Source organism: Pseudomonas sp. KH_024_B2, assembly GCF_057839965.1.
In genome coordinates this window covers 310,130-332,331 of the sequence record NZ_CM174502.1, presented here as the reverse complement: position 1 = coordinate 332,331, position 22,202 = coordinate 310,130, and the positions used below count along the sequence as shown (strand labels likewise).

At 58.5% G+C, this 22,202-nt stretch carries 19 protein-coding genes and 1 pseudogene; 11 read left to right on the top strand and 9 right to left on the bottom strand.

Annotated features, from left to right (window positions below; translation table 11 throughout):
* Window positions 1-10: 10 nt before the first annotated feature.
* The 3 genes from hutU to hutC form a co-directional block, all read right to left on the bottom strand.
* Entirely contained in the window at window positions 11-1,708 is a 1,698-nt protein-coding gene (hutU, locus tag AC3I0A_RS01630; RefSeq protein WP_489375905.1) for a urocanate hydratase, read from the bottom strand.
* A gap of 483 nt (window positions 1,709-2,191) precedes the next feature.
* Window positions 2,192-2,764 carry a HutD/Ves family protein gene (locus AC3I0A_RS01625; protein WP_489375904.1) on the bottom strand — a complete coding sequence of 191 codons (573 nt, stop codon included), beginning with the start codon at window positions 2,762-2,764 and terminating at the stop codon, window positions 2,192-2,194.
* A 38-nt stretch (window positions 2,765-2,802) separates the two neighbouring features.
* A complete protein-coding gene (hutC, locus tag AC3I0A_RS01620; RefSeq protein WP_489378374.1) occupies window positions 2,803-3,513 on the bottom strand; it encodes a histidine utilization transcriptional repressor HutC in 711 nt (236 codons plus the stop codon).
* A gap of 145 nt (window positions 3,514-3,658) precedes the next feature.
* Here hutC and AC3I0A_RS01615 point away from each other — a divergent pair, with 145 nt between their 5' ends.
* Entirely contained in the window at window positions 3,659-5,023 is a 1,365-nt protein-coding gene (locus tag AC3I0A_RS01615) for a formimidoylglutamate deiminase (protein ID WP_489375902.1), read from the top strand.
* A 123-nt stretch (window positions 5,024-5,146) separates the two neighbouring features.
* Here the strand turns inward: AC3I0A_RS01615 and typA are convergent, their stop codons facing one another.
* Window positions 5,147-6,967, bottom strand: a complete 1,821-nt coding sequence (gene typA, locus AC3I0A_RS01610) for a translational GTPase TypA (protein ID WP_489375901.1) — start codon at window positions 6,965-6,967, stop codon at window positions 5,147-5,149.
* A gap of 139 nt (window positions 6,968-7,106) precedes the next feature.
* A complete protein-coding gene (thiI, locus tag AC3I0A_RS01605; protein ID WP_489375900.1) occupies window positions 7,107-8,561 on the bottom strand; it encodes a tRNA uracil 4-sulfurtransferase ThiI in 1,455 nt (484 codons plus the stop codon).
* A 330-nt stretch (window positions 8,562-8,891) separates the two neighbouring features.
* Between thiI and glnA the strand changes: the two genes are divergently transcribed.
* The 6 genes and pseudogenes from glnA (at window position 8,892) to ntrC (ending at window position 14,848) form a co-directional block, all read left to right on the top strand.
* Complete coding sequence (gene glnA / locus AC3I0A_RS01600; RefSeq protein WP_489375899.1) at window positions 8,892-10,298, top strand: glutamate--ammonia ligase; 1,407 nt, start codon at window positions 8,892-8,894, stop codon at window positions 10,296-10,298.
* A gap of 181 nt (window positions 10,299-10,479) precedes the next feature.
* Window positions 10,480-10,905: a cupin domain-containing protein gene (locus tag AC3I0A_RS01595; RefSeq protein WP_489375898.1), complete on the top strand. Its 426-nt coding sequence runs from the start codon at window positions 10,480-10,482 to the stop codon at window positions 10,903-10,905.
* Between the two features lie 27 nt (window positions 10,906-10,932).
* Complete coding sequence (locus tag AC3I0A_RS01590) at window positions 10,933-11,451, top strand: DUF4124 domain-containing protein (protein ID WP_489375896.1); 519 nt, start codon at window positions 10,933-10,935, stop codon at window positions 11,449-11,451.
* Window positions 11,451-12,076 (top strand): annotated as a pseudogene (locus tag AC3I0A_RS01585) (DUF4124 domain-containing protein). Before AC3I0A_RS01590 ends, AC3I0A_RS01585 begins: the two are co-directional and overlap by 1 nt.
* 253 nt (window positions 12,077-12,329) lie before the next feature.
* Window positions 12,330-13,415 carry a nitrogen regulation protein NR(II) gene (glnL, locus tag AC3I0A_RS01580; RefSeq protein WP_489375895.1) on the top strand — a complete coding sequence of 362 codons (1,086 nt, stop codon included), beginning with the start codon at window positions 12,330-12,332 and terminating at the stop codon, window positions 13,413-13,415.
* Entirely contained in the window at window positions 13,412-14,848 is a 1,437-nt protein-coding gene (ntrC, locus tag AC3I0A_RS01575; RefSeq protein WP_489375894.1) for a nitrogen regulation protein NR(I), read from the top strand. Before glnL ends, ntrC begins: the two co-directional genes overlap by 4 nt.
* A gap of 546 nt (window positions 14,849-15,394) precedes the next feature.
* On the opposite strand, the gene AC3I0A_RS01570 is transcribed toward ntrC, so the two are convergent.
* Window positions 15,395-15,835: a hypothetical protein gene (locus AC3I0A_RS01570; protein ID WP_489375893.1), complete on the bottom strand. Its 441-nt coding sequence runs from the start codon at window positions 15,833-15,835 to the stop codon at window positions 15,395-15,397.
* Here AC3I0A_RS01570 and AC3I0A_RS01565 point away from each other — a divergent pair.
* Window positions 15,834-16,289, top strand: a complete 456-nt coding sequence (locus AC3I0A_RS01565) for a tRNA (cytidine(34)-2'-O)-methyltransferase (protein ID WP_019691309.1) — start codon at window positions 15,834-15,836, stop codon at window positions 16,287-16,289. The two genes, AC3I0A_RS01570 and AC3I0A_RS01565, sit on opposite strands and share 2 nt — an antisense overlap.
* A 132-nt stretch (window positions 16,290-16,421) precedes the next feature.
* Here the strand turns inward: AC3I0A_RS01565 and secB are convergent, their stop codons facing one another.
* Genes secB through AC3I0A_RS01550 form a run of 3 tightly spaced genes read right to left on the bottom strand, consistent with a single transcriptional unit; the run spans window position 16,422 to window position 17,622 of the window.
* Window positions 16,422-16,910 carry a protein-export chaperone SecB gene (gene secB / locus AC3I0A_RS01560; RefSeq protein ID WP_419113763.1) on the bottom strand — a complete coding sequence of 163 codons (489 nt, stop codon included), beginning with the start codon at window positions 16,908-16,910 and terminating at the stop codon, window positions 16,422-16,424.
* A 42-nt stretch (window positions 16,911-16,952) separates the two neighbouring features.
* Window positions 16,953-17,207: a glutaredoxin 3 gene (gene grxC, locus AC3I0A_RS01555; RefSeq protein WP_489375892.1), complete on the bottom strand. Its 255-nt coding sequence runs from the start codon at window positions 17,205-17,207 to the stop codon at window positions 16,953-16,955.
* A gap of 1 nt (window position 17,208) precedes the next feature.
* Window positions 17,209-17,622 (bottom strand): rhodanese-like domain-containing protein, encoded by a 414-nt coding sequence (locus tag AC3I0A_RS01550; RefSeq protein ID WP_489375891.1) that lies wholly within the window; start codon window positions 17,620-17,622, stop codon window positions 17,209-17,211.
* Between the two features lie 150 nt (window positions 17,623-17,772).
* Between AC3I0A_RS01550 and gpmI the strand changes: the two genes are divergently transcribed.
* The 3 genes from gpmI (at window position 17,773) to AC3I0A_RS01535 (ending at window position 22,202) form a co-directional block, all read left to right on the top strand.
* Window positions 17,773-19,302, top strand: coding sequence for a 2,3-bisphosphoglycerate-independent phosphoglycerate mutase (gene gpmI, locus AC3I0A_RS01545; RefSeq protein ID WP_489375890.1), 1,530 nt, complete (start codon window positions 17,773-17,775; stop codon window positions 19,300-19,302).
* Window positions 19,303-19,571: 269 nt separating this feature from the next.
* Window positions 19,572-20,861 (top strand): murein hydrolase activator EnvC family protein, encoded by a 1,290-nt coding sequence (locus AC3I0A_RS01540; protein WP_489375889.1) that lies wholly within the window; start codon window positions 19,572-19,574, stop codon window positions 20,859-20,861.
* A 33-nt stretch (window positions 20,862-20,894) separates the two neighbouring features.
* The gene (locus AC3I0A_RS01535; RefSeq protein WP_489375888.1) at window positions 20,895-22,202 is read left to right on the top strand and encodes a S41 family peptidase; all 1,308 of its coding nucleotides are present in this window, start codon (window positions 20,895-20,897) and stop codon (window positions 22,200-22,202) included.

The following is a 22,202-nucleotide window of genomic DNA, read 5'->3' as shown; positions in this document are numbered from 1 at the left end:
TTTTGCGTTATCAGCCAGTGATCATCGGCAGATTCAGACCTTGCTCGTTGGCGCAGTCGATAGCGATCTGATAACCGGCATCGGCGTGACGCATGACACCGGTGGCCGGGTCGTTGTGCAGCACACGAGCGATACGCTCGGCTGCTTCGTCAGTACCGTCGCAGACAATCACCATCCCGGAGTGCTGGGAGAAGCCCATGCCGACACCGCCGCCGTGGTGCAGGGAAACCCAGGTCGCGCCGCTGGCGGTGTTGAGCAAGGCGTTGAGCAGTGGCCAGTCGGACACGGCATCGGAACCGTCCTGCATGGATTCGGTTTCGCGGTTCGGGCTGGCCACGGAACCGGAGTCCAGGTGGTCGCGACCGATCACGATCGGCGCCGACAACTCACCGCTGCGAACCATCTCGTTGAACGCCAGACCAAGCTTGGCGCGCAGGCCCAGACCGACCCAGCAGATACGCGCTGGCAGACCCTGGAAGGCAATACGCTCGCGCGCCATGTCCAGCCAGTTGTGCAGGTGCGCGTCGTCCGGGATCAATTCCTTGACCTTGGCGTCGGTTTTGTAGATATCTTGCGGATCGCCCGACAGCGCAGCCCAACGGAACGGGCCAATGCCACGGCAGAACAGCGGACGGATATACGCCGGTACGAAGCCTGGGAAATCGAACGCGTTTTCTACGCCTTCTTCCTGAGCCATCTGACGGATGTTGTTGCCGTAGTCGAAGGTCGGAATACCCATTTTCTGGAAGTCGAGCATCGCTTTAACGTGCACGGCCATGGATTGCTTGGCGGCTTTGACCACAGCGGCGGGCTCGGTCTTGGCGCGAGCGCGGTATTCGTCCCAGGTCCAGCCAGCCGGCAGGTAACCGTTTAGTGGGTCGTGGGCGCTGGTCTGGTCGGTGACCATGTCCGGGCGCACGCCGCGCTTGACCAGTTCTGGAAGGATTTCAGCCGCGTTGCCCAGCAGGGCGATGGAAATCGCTTTGCCTTCCTTGGTGTATTTGGCGATACGCGCCAGAGCGTCGTCGAGGTCGGTGGCTTGCTCATCGACATAGCGGCTGTTCAAACGGAAATCGATACTGACCTGTTGGCATTCGATGTTCAGCGAGCAAGCGCCGGCCAGGGTCGCGGCCAGGGGCTGAGCGCCGCCCATGCCGCCGAGGCCTGCGGTCAGAACCCAACGACCTTTCAGGTCATCGTTATAGTGCTGGCGACCGGCTTCGACGAAGGTTTCGTAAGTGCCCTGGACGATGCCCTGGCTGCCGATGTAGATCCAGCTGCCGGCGGTCATCTGGCCGTACATGGCCAGGCCTTTGGCGTCCAGCTCGTTGAAGTGCTCCCAGCTCGCCCAGTGTGGAACCAGGTTGGAGTTGGCGATCAGTACGCGAGGAGCGTTGGTGTGAGTCTTGAACACGCCGACCGGCTTGCCGGATTGCACCAGCAGGGTCTCGTCGTCATTCAGGTTGGTCAGGCTCTCGACGATCTTGTCGTAGCATTCCCAGTTACGTGCCGCACGACCAATACCACCGTAAACCACCAGTTCTTTAGGGTTCTCGGCGACTTCCGGGTCGAGGTTGTTCATCAGCATCCGCAGCGGCGCTTCTGTCAGCCAGCTTTTGGCGGTCAGCTTGTTGCCGCGGGCGGCGCGGATTTCAACGTCACGACGCTTAGTAAAAGAAACAGGGGTCGTAGGTTTATTCTCAGTCACGAAAAGAACTCCTCAGCAATCAATCCAAAACCAACCCAGGCAGTGGGCGAGCAAGCCAATGCGCACACTGTGCACACCGGCGAATCAGTGGACGATGGTCGAGTCTTCGTGACTCATACGCATACGTCTTTACTTGTACATACAAGCATATGCAATCAAGCGGCCAACTCGCTGATTGAGCGCTCAAGAAAGTTTTGAAAGGAGCTGAAAGCCGTTTGGATCAAGGGTTCTGAGACAAGATGATTTTTTTCGAGAGATTTCTCGGAAGAGAAACAGCTGTTACCGAAACCTGGTTTTGCGCCACGCTGGGGCGTTCGGTAACAATTTGAGAGATGTTGGTGCGCGATGGGAAACAGGTTGAACCAGGTGAAACATTCGCGGGCAAGCCCGCTCCCACGGAGTCCGAGTCAATCTATTTTTTTGTGATCGACAAATAACCTGTGGGAGCGGGCTTGCCCGCGAAGAAAGCGCTGCGGTTTTGGATCAGACCACTGTCAGCTCAATCACACAGCACTGACCGGTGACAGCAATCTCAAGCAATTCACTGTTACCGCTGAACTGCAGGCAATCATGTCGCCCGAGCACTTCAGGCGCGCGGTTACCCAACTCGACCCGGGTCTGCTCAGCCACACTGAAAATCAGCACCGTATTCGCCGAGCTGAAAAACCGCTGTTCACCCTCAAGCCATTGCAACCGCGCGCTGAAGCGTTCCGGTGCATAGATCAGATTGAAGTCACGAATCGGTCCGCCGAGCAAAGCGCAGAAAACCTGGCTCTCGCCGCTGAAGGCAAACGGATCCAGCGGTAACAGTGACCGCGTATCCTGCCCGTCGACCCGCAAGGTCATTCCCGGACCTTGCAGCACAGTGATAACCCGCTGATAACCGGCGAAGGTAGAGAACCCACCCGACTCACCAATATCGGCAATCGACAGCCGCCAGCCAAACCCATCCAGGCCAGTGCCTGCATCGCGGGTGATCTCTTCAGTGCTGCCGCCGCCGTTTTTCCACGGCATGCGCGGATAGTTGGCCGCGCGCAAAACGTTCAACTGACTCATTTATGTCTCTTTATTTGTGTCTTTTTATTTGTGTCTTTTTATTTATGAAACCGTCCTTCCAGACGATGACGGGAACCGGGGTGGATCAAGCGCGCGGCGGTCACTGGCTGACGGCCGGACCAGGTGCGGCGACGAATCAGCAGGCACGGCTCGCCGCGGTCGATCTGCAGCAGCTTGCATTCTTCCGGCTCGGCCAGAATCGCTTCGACCACGTGTTCGCCTTCGGTCAGCGGTGCGACCTGGTTCAGATAGGCGTAGGGCGTTTGCAAGGTGAAGTCTTGTTTGAGGTAGTCCGGTGCCACCGCTGCATTGACGAAACGGTCTTCGATTTGCACCGGAATATCGTTCTCGAAATGCACGATCAGCGAATGGAAGACCTTCTGCCCTTCGCGCATATCCAGCGCGACGGCACGCTCGGAGCCGGCGGACTCTTCGCCAAGGGTAATCACCTTGCAGGTATGGCGATGGCCACGGGAGGCGATTTCATCGGCGATGTTATGCACTTCGAACAGGGCCGACTGGCTTTTGGGCTCGGCGACAAAAGTCCCGACACCCTGCATACGCACCAGCAGACCGTCAGCCGTCATCTCGCGCAAGGCGCGATTGATGGTCATGCGGCTGAAACCCAGCTGGTTGACCAACTCGCTTTCCGACGGAACGCGATAGTGCGGCGGCCAGTTTCCACTCTCGATTTGCTGAGTGATCATCTGTTTGACGCGGGCGTACAAGGGCGCCGGACTGTCGCCCATATGGGCAGCCAGCGGGGAAACGGCAGGCGGAGTCGGCACGGGGAATCCTTGGTCGTTGATAAAGGTGGATAGCTTGCCGGAGTTTACCGAGCAGGCAAACGTCTGTATATGTATATACAAATAACACACGATGGGGTGCTGAACCATGTCCGCCTTCTTTGCCGAACGCGCGCTACTGCCTAGTGGATGGGCCAATAATGTACGTTTTGAGGTCAGCGCCGATGGCTTGCTGACCCACATCCAGGCCGATGCCAGTGCAGATGGTGCCGAGCGATTAAGCGGTCCGCTGCTGCCGGGCATGCCCAATCTGCACTCCCACGCATTCCAGCGGGCGATGGCCGGGCTGGCGGAAGTTGCCGGCAATCCGAACGACAGTTTCTGGACCTGGCGCGACTTGATGTATCGCCTCGTCGGAAAAATCAGTCCGGAGCAACTCGGGATCATCGCCCGTCAGCTCTATATCGAAATGCTCAAGGCCGGCTACACCTCGGTCGCCGAATTCCATTATGTGCATCACGACACCACTGGTCAGCCCTATGCCGACCCGGCCGAACTGTCGTTGCAGATCAGCCAGGCAGCCAGCGCTGCCGGCATCGGCCTGACCCTGCTGCCGGTGCTCTACAGCCACGCAGGCTTCGGTGGCCAGGCGCCCAATGAAGGCCAGCGGCGCTTTATCAACAGCACCGAAAACTATCTGAATTTGCAGGCACGCCTGCAACCGCTGCTGGTACGGCAACCGGCTCAGCAATTGGGGTTGTGTTTCCACTCGTTGCGCGCGGTAACACCGCAGCAAATCAGTGACGTGCTGGCGGCCAGTGATAAACAGTGTCCGGTGCATATTCACATTGCCGAGCAACAAAAAGAAGTCGAGGACTGCCTGAGCTGGAGCGGTCGTCGTCCGCTGCAATGGCTGTACGAAAATACCGAGGTCGATCAACGCTGGTGCCTGGTTCACGCGACTCACGCCAATCCGCAAGAAGTCTCGCTGATGGCCAACAGCAAGGCCATCGCCGGCCTGTGCCTGACCACTGAAGCCAACCTCGGCGACGGGATTTTCCCGGCGGTGGACTTCCTCGCTCAAGGCGGACGGATGGGCATCGGCTCCGACAGCCATGTATCGCTGAGCGTGGTGGAAGAACTGCGCTGGCTGGAATATGGCCAGCGTCTGCGCGATCAACGACGCAACCGCTTGTATCGCGGCGATCAACCGATGGTCGGCCGCACGCTCTACGACGCCGCACTGGACGGTGGGGCGCAAGCCCTGGGGCAGCCGATCGGCGCCCTGGAAGTCGGCAAGCGTGCCGACTGGCTGGTGCTCGACGGCAATGACCCATACCTGGCCACGGCCAATGGCGACGCAATTCTCAATCGCTGGCTATTCGCCGGTGGCGATCGCCAGGTTCGGGACGTGCTGGTCAACGGTCAATGGGTGATCCGCGACGGCCATCATGCCGGGGAAGAAGACAGCAGCCGGGCGTTTACCCAGGTGTTGCGCGAGTTGTTGGGCTAAACAAGCATGATCGTTGATGATCGTTGATGATCGTTCCCACGCTCTGCGTCACTAGTGTCCGGAAAACGAAAACGCCCCCGACCTTGCGGTCGGGGGCGTTTTTTTTAACAGCTAACTAATGAATCAGTTGCCGCTTTTCTTGGCAGCGCGGGTGCGCTCGCTTTCGCCCAGGATCTTCTTGCGAAGACGGATGGACTTCGGCGTAACTTCACACAATTCGTCTTCTTGAACGAATTCCAGAGCTTGCTCCAGAGTGAAGCGGATAGGCGGAACCAGTGCGATGGTTTCGTCTTTACCGGAAGCACGCATGTTGTCGAGCTTCTTGCCTTTGGTTGGGTTTACACCCAGATCGTTGTCGCGGCTGTTGATGCCGACGATTTGACCTTCGTACACGTCTTCGCCGTGACCGAGGAACAGCTTGCCACGAGCCTGCAGGGTTTCCAGCGAGTAAGTCAGCGCCTTACCGGTAGCAACCGAAACCAGCACGCCGTTCTGACGGCCGGACATGTCGCCGGACTTCATCACGTCGTAACGGTCGAAGATCGAGGTCAGGATGCCTGCACCGGAGGTCAGGGTCAGGAACTCGTTACGGAAACCGATCAAACCACGAGCCGGGATGTTGTACTCAAGGCGAACGCGGCCTTTGCCATCCGGAACCATGTTGGTCAGGTCGCCTTTACGGATACCGATCTGTTCCATGATCGCGCCCTGGGATTCTTCCGGCAGGTCGATGGTCACGTTTTCGTACGGTTCGTGTTTCACGCCGTCAACCAGACGGATGATCACTTCCGGACGACCAACACCCATTTCGAAGCCTTCGCGACGCATGGTTTCGATCAGTACCGAGAGGTGCAGCTCACCACGGCCGGAGACTTTGAACTTGTCGGCGGTGTCGCCTTCTTCAACGCGCAGAGCAACGTTGAACAGCAGCTCCTTGTCCAGACGTTCCTTGATGTTACGGCTGGTGACGAACTTGCCTTCTTTACCGCAGAAAGGCGAGTCGTTTACCTGGAAGGTCATGGAAACGGTTGGTTCGTCAACGGTCAGCGGCTTCATCGCTTCGACGTTCAATGGGTCGCACAGAGTGTCGGAGATGAACAGCTGGTCGAAGCCGCTGATGCAGACGATGTCGCCGGCAGCTGCTTCGTCAACGTCGATACGGTGCAGACCGTGGTGACCCATCAGCTTGAGGATACGACCGTTACGGCGCTTGCCGTCAACGTCGATGGCCACAACCTGGGTGTTCGGCTTGACGCGACCACGAGCGATACGGCCAACGCCGATAACACCCAGGAAGCTGTTGTAGTCCAGTGCCGAGATTTGCATCTGGAACGGACCGTCACGGTCAACCAGTGGAGCAGGAACGTGGTCGACAATGGCCTGGTACAGCGGGGTCATGTCTTCCGCCATGGCGGTGTGTTCCAGACCGGCAATACCGTTCAGGGCCGAGGCGTAAACGACTTGGAAGTCGAGTTGCTCTTCGGTAGCACCCAGGTTATCGAACAGGTCGAAGATCTGGTCCAGAACCCAGTCCGGACGCGCGCCTGGACGGTCAACCTTGTTGATCACCACGATTGGACGCAGGCCGGCTTCGAAAGCCTTCTTGGTCACGAAACGGGTTTGCGGCATAGGGCCGTCTTGAGCGTCAACCAGCAGCAGAACGGAGTCAACCATCGACATTACGCGTTCAACTTCGCCGCCGAAGTCGGCGTGGCCCGGGGTGTCCACGATGTTGATGTGGTAGCCGTTCCAGTTGATGGCGGTGTTTTTCGCCAGAATGGTAATACCGCGCTCTTTCTCCTGGTCGTTGGAGTCCATCACGCGTTCGTCGTTGAGCTCGCCGCGTTCCAGGGTGCCGGATTGACGCAAGAGTTTGTCTACCAGGGTGGTTTTACCATGGTCAACGTGAGCAATGATGGCGATGTTGCGTAGATTTTCGATCACTTGTGTATCTCGATCAGAGGATTCGGTGTGCTGACAAGTCTTGGCAGCGATTTACAGTAGAGTCAGGCCTTGCCGTTACAGCTTGACGGCGGCGTCGGGGGGCCGGTGACGCAGGCCACAGGCATACAGCCCCGGGCTCTTAGCTCGGTCGATAAACGCGCACATTGGCATGCCCCTCACTGAGCAAATGGTGGGCATGCAGGCGACTCATCACGCCTTTGTCGCAATACAGCAGGTACTGGCGAGTAGGGTCCAGTTCCTTGAAACGAGCGTTCAATGCATAAAACGGCATCGCTTGTACCTCGATGCCAGGCAGCGCCAGCGGCTCGTCTTCCTGAGCATCCGGATGACGGATGTCAATCACGATCTGACCGGCCAGCGCTTCACTGACTTCTTCGACCTGCAAATCCTGGCCCAATTCATCGATAACCCGATCGATCGGCACCAGCTTGGCGTTCTCGAGCGCACGCTCGAGCACCGCCATATCGAACTGTTGTTCTTCGTACTCCACGCGGTTGCGCTTGGCGTGGGTCTTGGGGTTGACCGAAATCACCCCGCAATATTCCGGCATATGTTTAGCGAAGTCGGCAGTGCCGATCTCGTTGGCCAGATCAATGATGTCCTGCTTGTGACTGGCGATCAGCGGGCGCAGCACCAGCTTCTCGGTCACGCAGTCGATCACCGACAGATTCGGCAGCGTCTGGCTGGAAACCTGGGAGATCGCCTCACCGGTAACCAGCGCGTCGATTTCCAGCCGGTCGGCAATTCTTGAAGCAGCGCGCAACATCATACGCTTCAATACTACGCCCATATGACTGTTATCGACTTTACCGAGAATTTCTCCGAGCACTTCCTCGAACGGCACGCTGACGAATAGCACGCGCTGGGAGCTGCCGTACTTCTTCCAGATGAAATGCGCGACTTCCATCACGCCCAGTTCGTGGGCGCGGCCGCCGAGATTGAAGAAACAGAAATGGCTCATAAGCCCGCGGCGCATGATCTGGTAGGCCGCCACCGTCGAATCGAAACCGCCGGACATCAACACCAGGGTCTGTTCAAGGGCGCCCAGCGGATAACCGCCGATGCTGTTGTGCTGGCTGTGAATCACAAACAACCGTTGGTCGCGAATTTCCATCCGCACTTCGATTGCAGGCGTTTTGAGGGAAATTCCGGCGGCGCCGCACTGACGACGCAGCTGGCTACCGACGTATTTCTCGACTTCCATCGAGGTGAATTCGTGCTTGCCGGCGCGCTTGCAGCGCACTGAAAAGATCTTGCCCGGCAAGGCATCGCCGAAGTGCTGTTTGCACTTGGCGACGATGTCATCGAAGTCGCCCAACGGGTATTCATCGACCTGCAGGAAATGCGCGATGCCCGGCATGCAGCTCAGGCGATCCATCATGTCCTTCAAGGCTTTCGGCTCGCTGACACGGGTTTCCAGCACGAGGTTGTCCCACACACCGTTCACCACCACAGCCGGGTCCAGATCGCGGAGCACGGCACGGATGTTTTTGGCCAGCTGGCGGATGAAACGCATCCGTACCGGGCGGCTCTTGATGATGATCTCGGGGAAGACTTTTACGATTAGTTTCATGAAAACAGCGCGCGAGGGGCCAGCCGAAAAAGGGGGGCGCGGATTATAGCGGAAATTGCTCAAGGTTTAACCAGTTAATATGCAGATGGTTGCTCTCGCACTAAAACAGGGCGCGGCGGGCTTACAGAGCTACATTTCAGTGCGTTGGTTTTACGGAATTTCCCGTTTTCACCTTTATATGCGTGAGTTTGGGGCAAAAAACCCATCTCGGGGCACTGGCATGCAATTTGCTCCCTTGTGAGGCAGGTTGCCATGGCAGAGTATTCGCGCCGGCATCACCCACATTCCAAGGGCATCCACTACTAAGCCCGAAGCCACCCGGAGGACACTATGTCGAAGTCGGTTCAACTCATCAAAGATCATGACGTCAAGTGGATTGATCTGCGCTTCACGGACACCAAAGGCACTCAGCACCACGTGACCATGCCGGCTCGCGATGCGCTGGATGAAGCTTTCTTCGAAGAAGGCAAAATGTTCGACGGTTCCTCCATCGCTGGCTGGAAAGGCATCGAAGCCTCCGACATGATCCTGATGCCGGACGACTCCACTGCCGTTCTCGACCCGTTCACCGAAGAGCCGACCCTGATCCTGGTTTGCGACGTGATCGAGCCTTCGACCATGCAAGGCTACGACCGTGACCCACGTGCGATCGCCAAGCGCGCCGAGGAATACCTGAAGTCGACCGGTATCGGCGACACCGTATTCGTAGGTCCGGAACCAGAATTCTTCATCTTCGACGAAGTGAAGTTCAAGTCCGACATCTCCGGTTCCATGTTCAAGATCTTCTCCGAACAAGGTTCGTGGATGTCTGACCAGGACGTGGAAGGCGGCAACAAAGGCCACCGTCCAGGCGTCAAAGGCGGCTACTTCCCGGTTCCTCCGTTCGACCACGACCACGAAATCCGTACCTCCATGTGCAACGCCATGGAAGAAATGGGCCTGGTCATCGAAGTTCACCACCACGAAGTGGCGACTGCCGGCCAGAACGAAATCGGTGTGAAGTTCAACACCCTGGTTGCCAAGGCTGACGAAGTTCAGACCCTGAAGTACTGCGTACACAACGTAGCCGACGCTTATGGCCGCACCGCGACCTTCATGCCTAAGCCTCTGTACGGCGACAACGGTTCGGGTATGCACGTTCACCTGTCCATCGCCAAAGATGGCAAGAACACCTTCGCTGGCGAAGGCTATGCCGGCCTGTCCGATACCGCTCTGTTCTTCATCGGCGGCATCATCAAGCACGGTAAGGCACTGAACGGCTTCACCAACCCGTCGACCAACTCCTACAAGCGTCTGGTCCCAGGTTTCGAAGCTCCAGTAATGCTGGCCTACTCGGCTCGCAACCGTTCCGCTTCGATCCGTATTCCTTACGTGTCCAGCCCTCGCGCTCGCCGTATCGAAGCTCGCTTCCCGGATCCAGCAGCCAACCCGTACCTGGCCTTCGCTGCCCTGGTAATGGCCGGCCTGGACGGTATCCAGAACAAGATTCACCCAGGCGATGCTGCTGACAAAAACCTGTATGACCTGCCGCCTGAAGAGGCGAAAGAGATCCCACAAGTTTGCGGCAGCCTGAAAGAAGCCCTGGAAGAGCTGGACAAAGGTCGTGCGTTCCTGACCAAAGGCGGCGTTTTCAGCGACGATTTCATCGATGCTTACATCGCCCTGAAAAGCGAAGAAGAAATCAAGGTTCGTACCTTCGTACACCCACTGGAATACGAGCTGTACTACAGCTGCTAATCCAGTAACGCTTGCGCAAGCGGCGTAACAGAGGCCTCCTTCGGGAGGCCTTTTTTGTGGGCCATTTCTGACACGAATTCGGACCTCACCCCAAGACATTCACAGACAAATCCGACATTAATCCCGTTGCGGTGCACGTAGCCTGACAGCCCTCACGCCACACACCTCAACGGATAGAGCCATGAAAACAACAAATGCCCCCGGAACCTTACTCGTTACTCTCGCCTGCCTATCCCTACTGGCCTGCAGCAATACCAACGAAAAACCCGGGATCGAAAAGGAAGTCTTGCTCCAGAGCAGCAGCTCCTGGGACGGCACGCCCTACGCTTCCTATCCAAAAGGCAGCCCCGAACTGACCCTGCTCAAACTCAAGATACCTGCCAACACCGAACTTAAATGGCACACTCACCCAATTCCAAATGCAGCTTACATATTGGCCGGAGAGCTCACCGTGGAAGCCAGAGACAGCGGCCAGACTCGAGTACTCAAGCAGGGGCAGTCCTTGGCCGAGATGGTCGACACCGTGCATCGCGGCAAGACCGGCGACAATCCGGTAGAACTTATAGTGTTCTATGCTGGCAGCCAGGGCATTGCGCTGTCGGAGTAACGCGGCTCAATCCATCGGGAAATCTGAATGCGGCCATTTCTTCCATTCCTGCTTTTACTTCTCGCCCTGCCGGTGGCCGCGCAGATCTACAAATACACCGATGCCAATGGCAACACCGCCTACAGCAGCCAACCGCCCGATGGCACCCGCAGCCAGGCCATCGAACTACCGCCGCTCAACAGCGTCGAGCGCCAGCAACCCGTTCCACCACCCGTCAGCCCGACACAAAACACCAGTAAGCATGCCACTGGCGCTGCGTACGGGGTCCTGGAGCTGAGCGGATTGCCCAGCGACGAAGCCCTGCGCGCCAACAATGGCACCTTCACCGTGGACGTCCTGCTGCAACCGCGCCTGCAAGGCGGGCATCGTCTGCGCCTGCTGCTGGACGGCCAACCCTATGGTCAGCCGAGCAATGTCCCACGCCTGCAACTGGTGAATGTCGATCGCGGCGAGCATAGTCTGGCGGTGCAAGTGCTGGATGGAGAGACCATTGTGCAACAAAGTCCGACCGCCACCTTTACCGTGCAACGGGTGCATAAACCTTGATGCCTTCCAACAGTGCCCTGGCGCTCTGCCTGCTACTGATCGCTCTTCCGGCAGCAGCAGAGGTCTACACCTACATCGACGCCCAAGGGCATCGGGCCTTCACCGACCAACCACCGCCGGGCAACGCCAAACGTGTTCAATTGGCACCGGGCAATCGCATGTCAGCGAACCCGAGCGGAGCCACTTCAACGTCGTCAGCAAAAAAGCTCAGGAGCAACCGCTCTTCCACTATCAGATGTTGCGCGTTCTGGTGCCGGATCCGGATGCCACTATCCGCAACACCCAAGGCGAGCTGATTGTCAGCGTCACCAGCGAGCCCGGCTTGCAACGCGGTCACCGCTATCGCTTGTTGCTGGACGGCCGGCCGACCGCCGACCCAGGACCCAGCCCGGTATTTGCCCTGAGCAATATCGACCGCGGCAGTCATCACCTGGCGGTGGAAATTCTCGACGAGCAAGGGCGGATGGTCGAACGCACGCCCAGCCAGCCCTTCCATATGCTGCGTGTCTCCCTTGCCCAGAAGCGTCAGGCCAAACCTTGCACCCTTGCCGATTACGGCCAGCGTCCAGAATGTTCCTTGGCAGACAAACCTAAAGAAGAAAAAAGCATTTTTTCATTCTTTTAAACGCCGCTCCGAATGGCGCACTATGTTGGTGCAATGACTTGCACCCTATTCACTAATCAACCCATTTTGGTTCGGAAATATCAGGCGAAGCTGGCAGAACGCCACGCAATCGAGCTTTAAACGCCTGTTTCAGGCGTTTGGCGCTTCTTTTCGGAGCCTTGGTTTGGTTTTTGCATTTTCCTTGCATCAGCGCTTTATTCGCGCGCGCAATCCGGGACCGGCCTCGGGTTGCTCTGCTCCAAAAGAGGTCCTAATGACCATCAGCGACGCACTGCACCGCTTGCTACTCGACAACCTGACTACCGCAACCATTCTGCTCAACAGCGATCTGCGCCTCGAGTACATGAACCCGGCGGCGGAAATGCTGCTGGCCATCAGCGGCCAGCGCAGTCATGGGCAATTCATCAGTGAGTTGTTCACCGAATCGGCCGAAGCCCTGAGCTCGTTGCGCCAGGCCGTCGAGCAGGCGCATCCGTTCACCAAGCGCGAGGCAATGCTCACCGCCCTGACCGGCCAGACCCTGACCGTCGATTACGCCGTGACGCCGATCCTCAGCAATGGCGACACCCTGCTGCTGCTGGAAGTCCATCCGCGTGATCGCCTGCTGCGAATCACCAAGGAAGAGGCCCAGCTGTCCAAACAGGAAACCAGCAAAATGCTGGTGCGTGGCCTGGCCCATGAGATCAAGAACCCTCTGGGCGGGATTCGCGGCGCTGCGCAGTTGCTGGCCCGCGAGCTGCCGGAAGAAAGCCTCAGGGACTACACCAACGTCATCATTGAAGAGGCCGATCGCCTGCGTAACCTGGTGGATCGCATGCTCGGCTCGAACAAACTGCCGTCACTGGCGATGACCAACATTCACGAAGTGCTCGAGCGCGTGGGCAGCCTGGTGGAAGCCGAAAGCCAGGGCTGCATCACTTTGGTGCGCGACTACGACCCAAGCATTCCCGATGTATTGATTGACCGCGAACAGATGATTCAGGCCGTGCTCAACATCGTGCGCAACGCCATGCAGGCCATCAGCAGCCAGAACGAACTGCGCCTGGGCCGGATCAGCCTGCGCACCCGTGCGATGCGCCAGTTCACCATCGGCCATGTGCGCCATCGGCTGGTGACCAAGATCGAAATCATCGACAACGGCCCGGGGATTCCCGCCGAGTTGCAAGAAACCATCTTCTTTCCAATGGTCAGCGGCCGTCCGGACGGTACCGGGCTGGGCCTGGCCATTACTCAGAACATCATCAGCCAGCACCAGGGCCTGATCGAATGTGACAGCCATCCTGGCCACACCACGTTCTCGATCTTTCTGCCACTGGAACAAGGAGCCCCGACGACATGAGCCGTAGTGAAACCGTATGGATCGTCGATGACGACCGTTCTATCCGTTGGGTTCTGGAAAAGGCCTTGCAACAGGAAGGCATGACCACGCAAAGCTTCGACAGCGCCGATGGCGTGATGAGCCGCCTCGCTCGCCAGCAACCGGACGTGATCATCTCCGACATCCGCATGCCGGGCACCAGTGGTCTGGACCTGTTGGCGCGGATTCGCGAACAGCACCCGCGCTTGCCAGTGATCATCATGACCGCGCACTCCGATCTGGACAGCGCTGTCGCGTCCTATCAGGGCGGCGCTTTCGAATACCTGCCCAAGCCGTTCGATGTCGACGAAGCCGTCTCCCTGGTCAAGCGCGCCAACCAGCACGCCCAGGAACAGCAGGGCCTGGAAGTCGTTCCAGCGCTGACCCGCACCCCGGAAATCATCGGCGAAGCGCCGGCGATGCAGGAAGTGTTTCGCGCTATCGGCCGTCTCAGCCACTCCAACATCACCGTCTTGATCAACGGCGAATCCGGTACCGGTAAAGAGCTGGTGGCCCACGCCCTGCACCGTCACAGCCCACGGGCGGCGTCACCGTTCATTGCCTTGAACATGGCAGCGATTCCCAAGGACTTGATGGAGTCCGAACTGTTCGGCCACGAGAAAGGCGCGTTCACCGGTGCCGCCAACCTGCGCCGTGGGCGTTTCGAACAAGCCGATGGCGGTACGCTGTTTCTCGATGAGATCGGCGACATGCCGGCCGACACCCAGACGCGTCTGTTGCGGGTACTGGCTGACGGTGAGTTCTACCGGGTCGGCGGTCACACGCCGGTCAAGGTCGATGTGCGGATCATCGCCGCGACGCACCAGAATCTGGAAACCCTGGTTCACGCCGGGAAATTCCGTGAGGACTTGTTTCACCGCCTCAATGTGATTCGCATCCACATTCCCCGGATGTCGGATCGCCGCGAAGACATTCCGACCCTGGCCAGGCACTTCCTCAGCCGTGCCGCGCAAGAACTGGCGGTCGAGCCGAAACTGCTTAAAAGCGAAACCGAGGAATACCTGAAAAACCTGCCCTGGCCCGGCAACGTGCGCCAGCTGGAGAACACCTGCCGCTGGATCACAGTGATGGCTTCGGGTCGCGAAGTGCACATCAGCGACCTGCCGCCGGAACTGCTGAACCTGCCGCAAGATTCTGCACCGGTGACCAACTGGGAGCAGGCATTGCGCCAGTGGGCCGATCAGGCGCTGGCACGCGGTCAATCGAGCCTGCTCGACAGCGCGGTGCCAAGCTTCGAGCGGATCATGATCGAAACCGCCCTCAAACATACCGCCGGCCGCCGCCGCGACGCCGCCGTGCTGCTGGGCTGGGGCCGCAACACCTTGACCCGCAAGATCAAGGAGCTGGGGATGAAGGTCGATGGTGGTGATGATGACGAGGGTGATGAGGGCTAAACAGCCTTTAGATCTGCGCTGATCTCTAGATCCAATCGCGAGCAGGCTCGCTCCCACAGGGATTTCGAGTGTTCACAAATTATGTGACCACTGAAGATCCAGATGTGGGAGCGAGCTTGCTCGCGATGCTTTTGGGGTCAGCATGCACCGCCGCAATGCACCGTGAACCGCAATCGCGCACGACAACCGGGCTGAAACCCCGCCTTCTTGCGCAAAAAAATCCATATCGCAAAAACACGAAAGCCCCGAATCACGGGGCTTGCGGCGCTGCTCAGTGACTTTCTATTTCAACTTGTTAAAAACTGGCACGCCCCCTGCAATAACTCAATCACTACCCAGTTTCGGGGACCTTGGTACAGGCAGGCCGGGGATTCCCCTCTTTACACCGGGCTCATACCGCAACTGCGACGAGCCCATACCGTTTTGGGGTCCTTGGTACAGGCAGGCCGGGGATTCCCTCTTTACACCGGGGCTCACGACGCTCACAGCGACGAGCCCCATCCCGTTTCGGGAACCTTGGTACAGGCAGGCCGGGGATTCCCTCTTTTATTGCTCCCGGAGATGGATCTCCAGCCGCCAGCGGTCCTCGACCTCAGCGCCAGCCCACTCGCCATGTAATGGCCGAGCCGCCACCAGCGTCAGCAACAAACCCTCATCACTCAAACGCACCCGCCAGTTCACGTCTTTGTCGTTGACCTTCAACTGACCTTTCTGCGCCTTGCCCGTCGCATCGAACAACAGCGCGACGGTCCCGTCGATAAGCTCACCGTGGATCTTCGGCTCATTGTTGAACCACACCACCAAACCGTCAGCGGCAACCTCCACCTGCTGCAGCTCAGTAGGCTCAGGCGCCGTCAGACGACCGATCATCAGCCCCACCATCACACCGAAAATGGCCATCGCGCCGAGCACCTTCGGGAATAGCTTCGGCCGCGGGTCTTCTTCAGGCGTAGAATGCAGCCCATCTTTACCTTCGGAGCCGTGCATGTTTCACGTCATCCTTTTTCAACCAGAAATTCCGCCGAATACCGGCAACGTTATCAGGCTGTGCGCCAACAGTGGCTGCCACCTGCATTTGATCGAACCGCTGGGCTTCGAGATGGACGATAAACGCCTGCGCCGGGCCGGTCTCGATTATCACGAGTATGCCACTTTGCAACGCCATGCCGACCTGGCCAGTTGCCTGGAAAGCCTCGGTCACCCACGGCTGTTCGCCTTTACCACCAAGGGCTCGCGGCCTTTCCACGACGCGAGCTTCGCCGAGGGCGATGCTTTCCTGTTTGGCCCGGAAAGTCGTGGCTTGCCGGCCGAGGTACTGGACGCTCTCCCAGCCGAGCAACGCCTGCGCCTGCCGATGCGTGAAGGCTGCCGCAGCCTCAACCTGTCCAACACAGTGGCCGTGGCGGTTTACGAAGGCTGGCGTCAGTTGGGCTTCAAGTAACACCACATAACAAATGTGGGAGCGAGCTTGCTCGCGAAGGGGTCATCAGCTTCAACATTAATGTTGACTGACATACCGCTTTCGCGAGCAAGCTCGCTCCCACATTGGACTTGCTTCGACGCGCAAAACCGCTTATTGAACGGTCGGAGTCTCGCCAGCTGCCTGCATGCGTTGCAGTTCTTGCGCATACAGTGCGTCGAAGTTCACCGGCGCCAGCATCAGGGCCGGGAACGAACCGCGAGTCACCAGGCTGTCCAGGGTTTCGCGAGCGTACGGGAACAGGATGTTCGGGCAAAACGCGCCCAGGGTGTGGCTCATCGAAGCGTCGTCGAGGTTCTTGATCAGGAAGATCCCGGCCTGTTGCACTTCGGCGATGAACGCGACTTCTTCACCGTTCTTCACGGTCACCGACAGGGTCAGCACGACTTCGTGGAAGTCACCTTCCAGAGCTTTCTGACGGGTGTTCAGATCCAGACCGACGCTCGGCTCCCACTGCTGACGGAAGATCGCCGGGCTTTTCGGGGCTTCGAAGGACAGGTCACGCACGTAGATGCGCTGCAGGGAGAATTGCGGAGCAGTTTCGTCTTCGCTGGCAGCAGCAGTGTTCTGTTCATCAGTCATTGCAGATCCTTCTCACTTTTAGGGTCTTGTAGGGTTTTGAATTCAAGCCTCGAGCAGCGCGTCCAGCTTACCGGCGCGCTCCAGGGCGTGCAGCTCGTCGCAACCACCGACATGGGTGCTGCCGATCCAGATTTGCGGCACGGACGTACGACCGGCCTTGCTGGACATTTCAGCGCGCACCTGCGGCTTGCCATCGACCTTGATCTCTTCGAAGGCTACACCTTTGCTCTCGAGCAGATACTTTGCACGCGAGCAATAAGGGCAATAGTCGCTGGAATAGACAACGACGTGGTTCATATCACTTCACCAGCGGCAGATTGTCGGCTTTCCAGCTGGAAATACCACCGGACAGCTTAGCGGTGGTGAAGCCGGCCTTTATCAGTTCGCGGGCATGAGTGCCGGCAGTCTGGCCCATGGCGTCGACCAGAATAATGGTCTTGGCCTTGTGCTTTTCCAGTTCACCGACGCGAGCGGTCAGTTTGTCCTGAGGAATGTTCAACGCGCCTACGATGTGACCGGCGGCGAAATCCTTGGCCGGACGAATGTCAATTACCACGCCTGCGTCTTTGTTAACTAGCCCGGTCAGTTCACCGGTGCTCAGGCTGCGGCCGCCGCCTTGCATCTGATAAGCGATCAGCAACGCCAGCAGTACGACGAAGATACCGACGAGCAAATAGTGGTTAGTGGCAAATTCAATCAGGTGAGCAACCATCAAGGAGGTTCCAGGGCGTTAAAATGTCGGCCAGTATACACAGCCGCCATGGTCGACCAAACCCCGCCCGGCGGTGACGGCGATTGAACTTGCCTTTAAACTGCCACTCTTTTTTCCATACCCTTTTTAATCCAGCCACGAGTGGGATCTATGACTACCACGCCTAAACCTTTGGTCCTGATAATTCTGGATGGCTTCGGCTACAGCGAAAGCCAGGAACACAACGCCGTCTATGCGGCCAAAAAGCCGGTGCTAGACCGTTTGTGCGCCACGGTGCCGAACGGCTTGATCTCGGGCTCGGGCATGGACGTCGGCCTGCCGGACGGACAAATGGGCAACTCGGAAGTCGGCCACATGAACCTCGGCGCCGGCCGCGTGGTGTACCAGGACTTCACCCGGGTGACCAAATCGATCCGCGACGGCGAGTTTTTCGAGAATCCGACCCTCTGCGCTGCCGTAGATAAAGCCGTTGCCGCTGGCAAAGCGGTGCATATCCTCGGTTTGCTGTCCGACGGCGGCGTGCACAGCCATCAGGACCACCTGGTGGCCATGGCCGAGCTGGCATTCAAGCGCGGTGCCGAGAAAATCTACCTGCACGCCTTCCTCGATGGCCGTGACACGCCGCCGAGAAGCGCCCAGTCGTCGATTGAACTGCTGGACGCAGCCTTCGCCGCACTCGGCAAGGGCCGGATCGCCAGCATCATTGGTCGTTATTTCGCCATGGACCGCGACAACCGCTGGGATCGCGTGTCCCAAGCCTACAACCTGATCGTCGACGGCAACGGCGAATTCAACGCCGCCACCGCTCAGGACGGCCTGCAAGCGGCGTACGAACGTGGCGAGAACGACGAATTCGTCAAAGCCACGACCATCGGTGAGCCGGTCAAGGTCGAAGACGGCGATGCCGTAGTGTTCATGAACTTCCGTGCCGACCGCGCCCGCGAGTTGAGCCGAGTGTTCGTCGAAGACGATTTCAAAGACTTCGAGCGCGCCCGCCAGCCGAAATTGGCGGATTTCGTCATGCTGACCCAATACGCAGCCAGCATTCCGGCACCGTCGGCGTTCGCGCCAGGCAGCCTGGAAAACGTGCTGGGCGATTATCTGGCGAAAAACGGCAAAACCCAGCTGCGCATTGCCGAGACCGAGAAGTACGCCCACGTGACCTTCTTCTTCTCCGGCGGCCGTGAAGAACCCTTCCCGGGCGAAGAGCGCATCCTGATCCCGTCGCCGCAAGTCGCCACTTATGACCTGCAGCCAGAAATGAGCGCGCCAGAGGTCACCGACAAAATCGTCGATGCCATCGAAAACCAGCGTTACGACGTGATCATCGTCAACTATGCCAACGGCGACATGGTCGGCCACAGCGGCGTGTTCGACGCGGCAGTGAAGGCCGTTGAATGCCTGGATCTGTGCGTTGGCCGGATTGTCGACGCACTGGAAAAAGTCGGCGGCGAAGCGCTGATCACCGCTGATCACGGCAACGTCGAGCAGATGTCGGACGACACCACCGGTCAGGCCCATACCGCCCATACCACCGAACCAGTGCCGTTCATCTATGTCGGCAAACGCGACCTCAAGGTCCGCGAAGGTGGCGTACTGGCCGACGTCGCGCCAACCATGCTCAAACTGCTGGATCTGAAGCAGCCCGAAGAAATGACTGGCACTTCGATATTGGTCTAATGAGATAGGAAACACACCGCAAATCGAGTGTGGGAGCGAGCTTGCTCGCGATAGCGGACTGACAGTCAACATCAATGTTGAATGTAATGCCGTCATCGCGAGCAGGTCGGATCGCCGCACCGTCGCTCCCACATTGGTTTTGCGGTGTTTTTAAGTGCCTGGCCTGCCTGAACCCCACTCCAGTCATCACACAGCCTGAATTGGGCGTTTTTTTTGCGGTCCGCGGCGGGCATACTAGGCTGTCCCTTTCCTTGGTGTCGCCCGCCTCTATGCTTCGCGCCCTGATAGCCCTTGCTCTGATCTGCCTGCTCCAACCGGCCTTTGCCGATGAGCGCACGCAAACCCAACAACAGTTGGACGCCACGCGTCAGGATATTGCCGAGCTGAAAAAGCTCCTTGGCAAGCTGCAGGAAGAAAAATCCGGTGTGCAGAAAGACCTGCGTGGTACCGAAACCGAGATGGGCAAGCTGGAGAAGCAGGTCGAGGCTTTGCAAAAAGAGCTGAAGAAGAGCGAAGCCGAGCTGCAGCGACTCGATGAAGAGAAAAAAAAACTCCAGAGCGCGCGCATTGAACAGCAACGACTGATCGCCATTCAGGCCCGAGCGGCCTACCAGAACGGCCGTCAGGAATACTTGAAGCTATTGCTCAACCAGCAAAACCCGGAAAAATTCGCCCGGACGCTGACCTATTACGACTACTTGAGCCAGGCGCGCCTGGAGCAGCTGAAAAACTTCAACGAAACCCTGCGCCAACTGGCCAACGTCGAGCAGGACATCGCCCTGCAGCAAGCTCAGCTGCTGGTGCAGAAAAGCAGCCTCGACAGCCAGCGCGACGAACTCGACAAAGTCCGTAAAGAGCGCCAATTGGCACTGGCCAAGCTTAACGACGATGTAAAAGCCCGCGACGAGAAACTCCAGGCCCGCCAGCAAGATCAGGCCGACCTGTCGAAAGTCCTGAAAACCATCGAAGAAACCCTGGCCCGTCAGGCCCGTGAGGCAGAAGAAGCGCGACAAAAAGCACTGATCGCCCAGCAGGAAGCCGAAAAAAAGCGCTTACTTGAGGCACAAGCGGCCGCCAGCGACGATAGCCCGCGCAAACCGGCCAAAGCAGTACCCGGCCCCCTGGTTTCCAGTGCCGGAGAATCCTACGGCGGCCCGTTTGCATCAGCGCGCGGCAAACTTCCATGGCCAGTTGATGGTCGACTGCTTGCGCGCTTTGGCGAGACCCGTGGCGATGATGCCCGTACCAAGTGGGACGGCGTGATGATCAGCGCCTCTGCCGGCAGCCAGGTACACGCTGTGCACGGCGGTCGCGTGGTGTTTGCCGACTGGTTGCGTGGCGCCGGGTTGCTGGTCATTCTTGACCATGGCAACGGCTACTTGAGCCTGTACGGGCACAACCAGACATTACTTAAAGAAGCTGGCGACATTGTCAAAGCCGGTGAATCCATCTCCACTGTAGGTAGCAGTGGCGGCCAGGACACTCCTGCGTTGTATTTCGCTATTCGTCAGCAGGGTCGCCCAAGCGATCCGGCACAATGGTGTCGCGTGCAAGGATAAGCGCGCCATCCAAATTTCAGGAGTTCGTTCGACATGCTGCATTTGTCCCGCCTCACCTCGCTGGCCCTGACGATCGCCATTGTGATCGGTGCGCCCCACGCGTTTGCTGCCCAAGCCGCTCCTGCGCCAACAGCCGCGACTACCAAGGCGCCATTGCCGCTCGATGAGCTGCGCACCTTTGCCGAAGTCATGGATCGAGTCAAGGCAGCGTATGTCGAACCCGTAGACGACAAGACCCTGTTGGAAAATGCCATCAAGGGGATGCTCAACAACCTCGATCCGCACTCGGCCTACCTCGGCCCGGAAGACTTCGCTGAGTTGCAGGAAAGCACCAGCGGCGAATTCGGTGGTCTGGGCATTGAAGTCGGTTCCGAAGACGGCTTCATCAAAGTCGTCTCGCCGATCGACGATACCCCGGCGTCCAAAGCCGGCATTCAGGCCGGCGACTTTATCGTCAAGATCAACGGCCAGCCGACTCGCGGCCAGAGCATGACCGAAGCAGTCGACAAGATGCGTGGCAAGATCGGCGAGAAAATCACCCTGACCCTGGTTCGCGACGGCGGTGCGCCGTTCGACGTGACACTGGTCCGCGCCACCATCCAGGTCAAGAGCGTGAAGAGTCAGTTGCTCGAGTCCGGCTACGGTTACATCCGCATCACCCAATTCCAGGTCAAGACCGGCGAAGAGGTCTCCAAGGCTCTGGCCAAGCTGCGCAAGGACAATGGCAAGAAGCTCAGCGGTATCGTCCTCGACTTGCGCAACAACCCGGGCGGCGTGCTGCAGTCGGCGGTTGAAGTGGTCGACCACTTCATCACCAAAGGCCTGATCGTTTACACCAAAGGCCGTATCGCCAACTCCGAACTGCGCTTCTCCGCGACCGGCAAAGACGAAAGCGAAGCCGTTCCATTGGTGGTGTTGATCAACGGTGGCAGCGCCTCGGCGTCGGAAATTGTCGCCGGCGCCCTGCAAGACCAGAAACGCGCGATCGTGATGGGCACGACCAGCTTCGGCAAGGGCTCGGTGCAAACCGTGCTGCCGTTGAACAACGACCGCGCACTGAAGATCACCACCGCGCTGTACTACACGCCGAACGGCCGCTCGATTCAGGCCCAGGGCATCGCGCCGGACATCGAAGTGCGCAGGGCTAAAATTACCAACGAGCAGGACGGCGAATACTTCAAGGAAGCCGATCTGCAAGGTCACCTGGGTAATGGCAACGGCGGCGCCGACAAGCCAACCGGCAAAGCCGGCAAGGCCAAGCCAATGCCACAGGACGATGACTATCAGCTGGCCCAGGCCCTGAGCCTGCTCAAAGGTTTGAGCATCACCCGCGGCAACTGA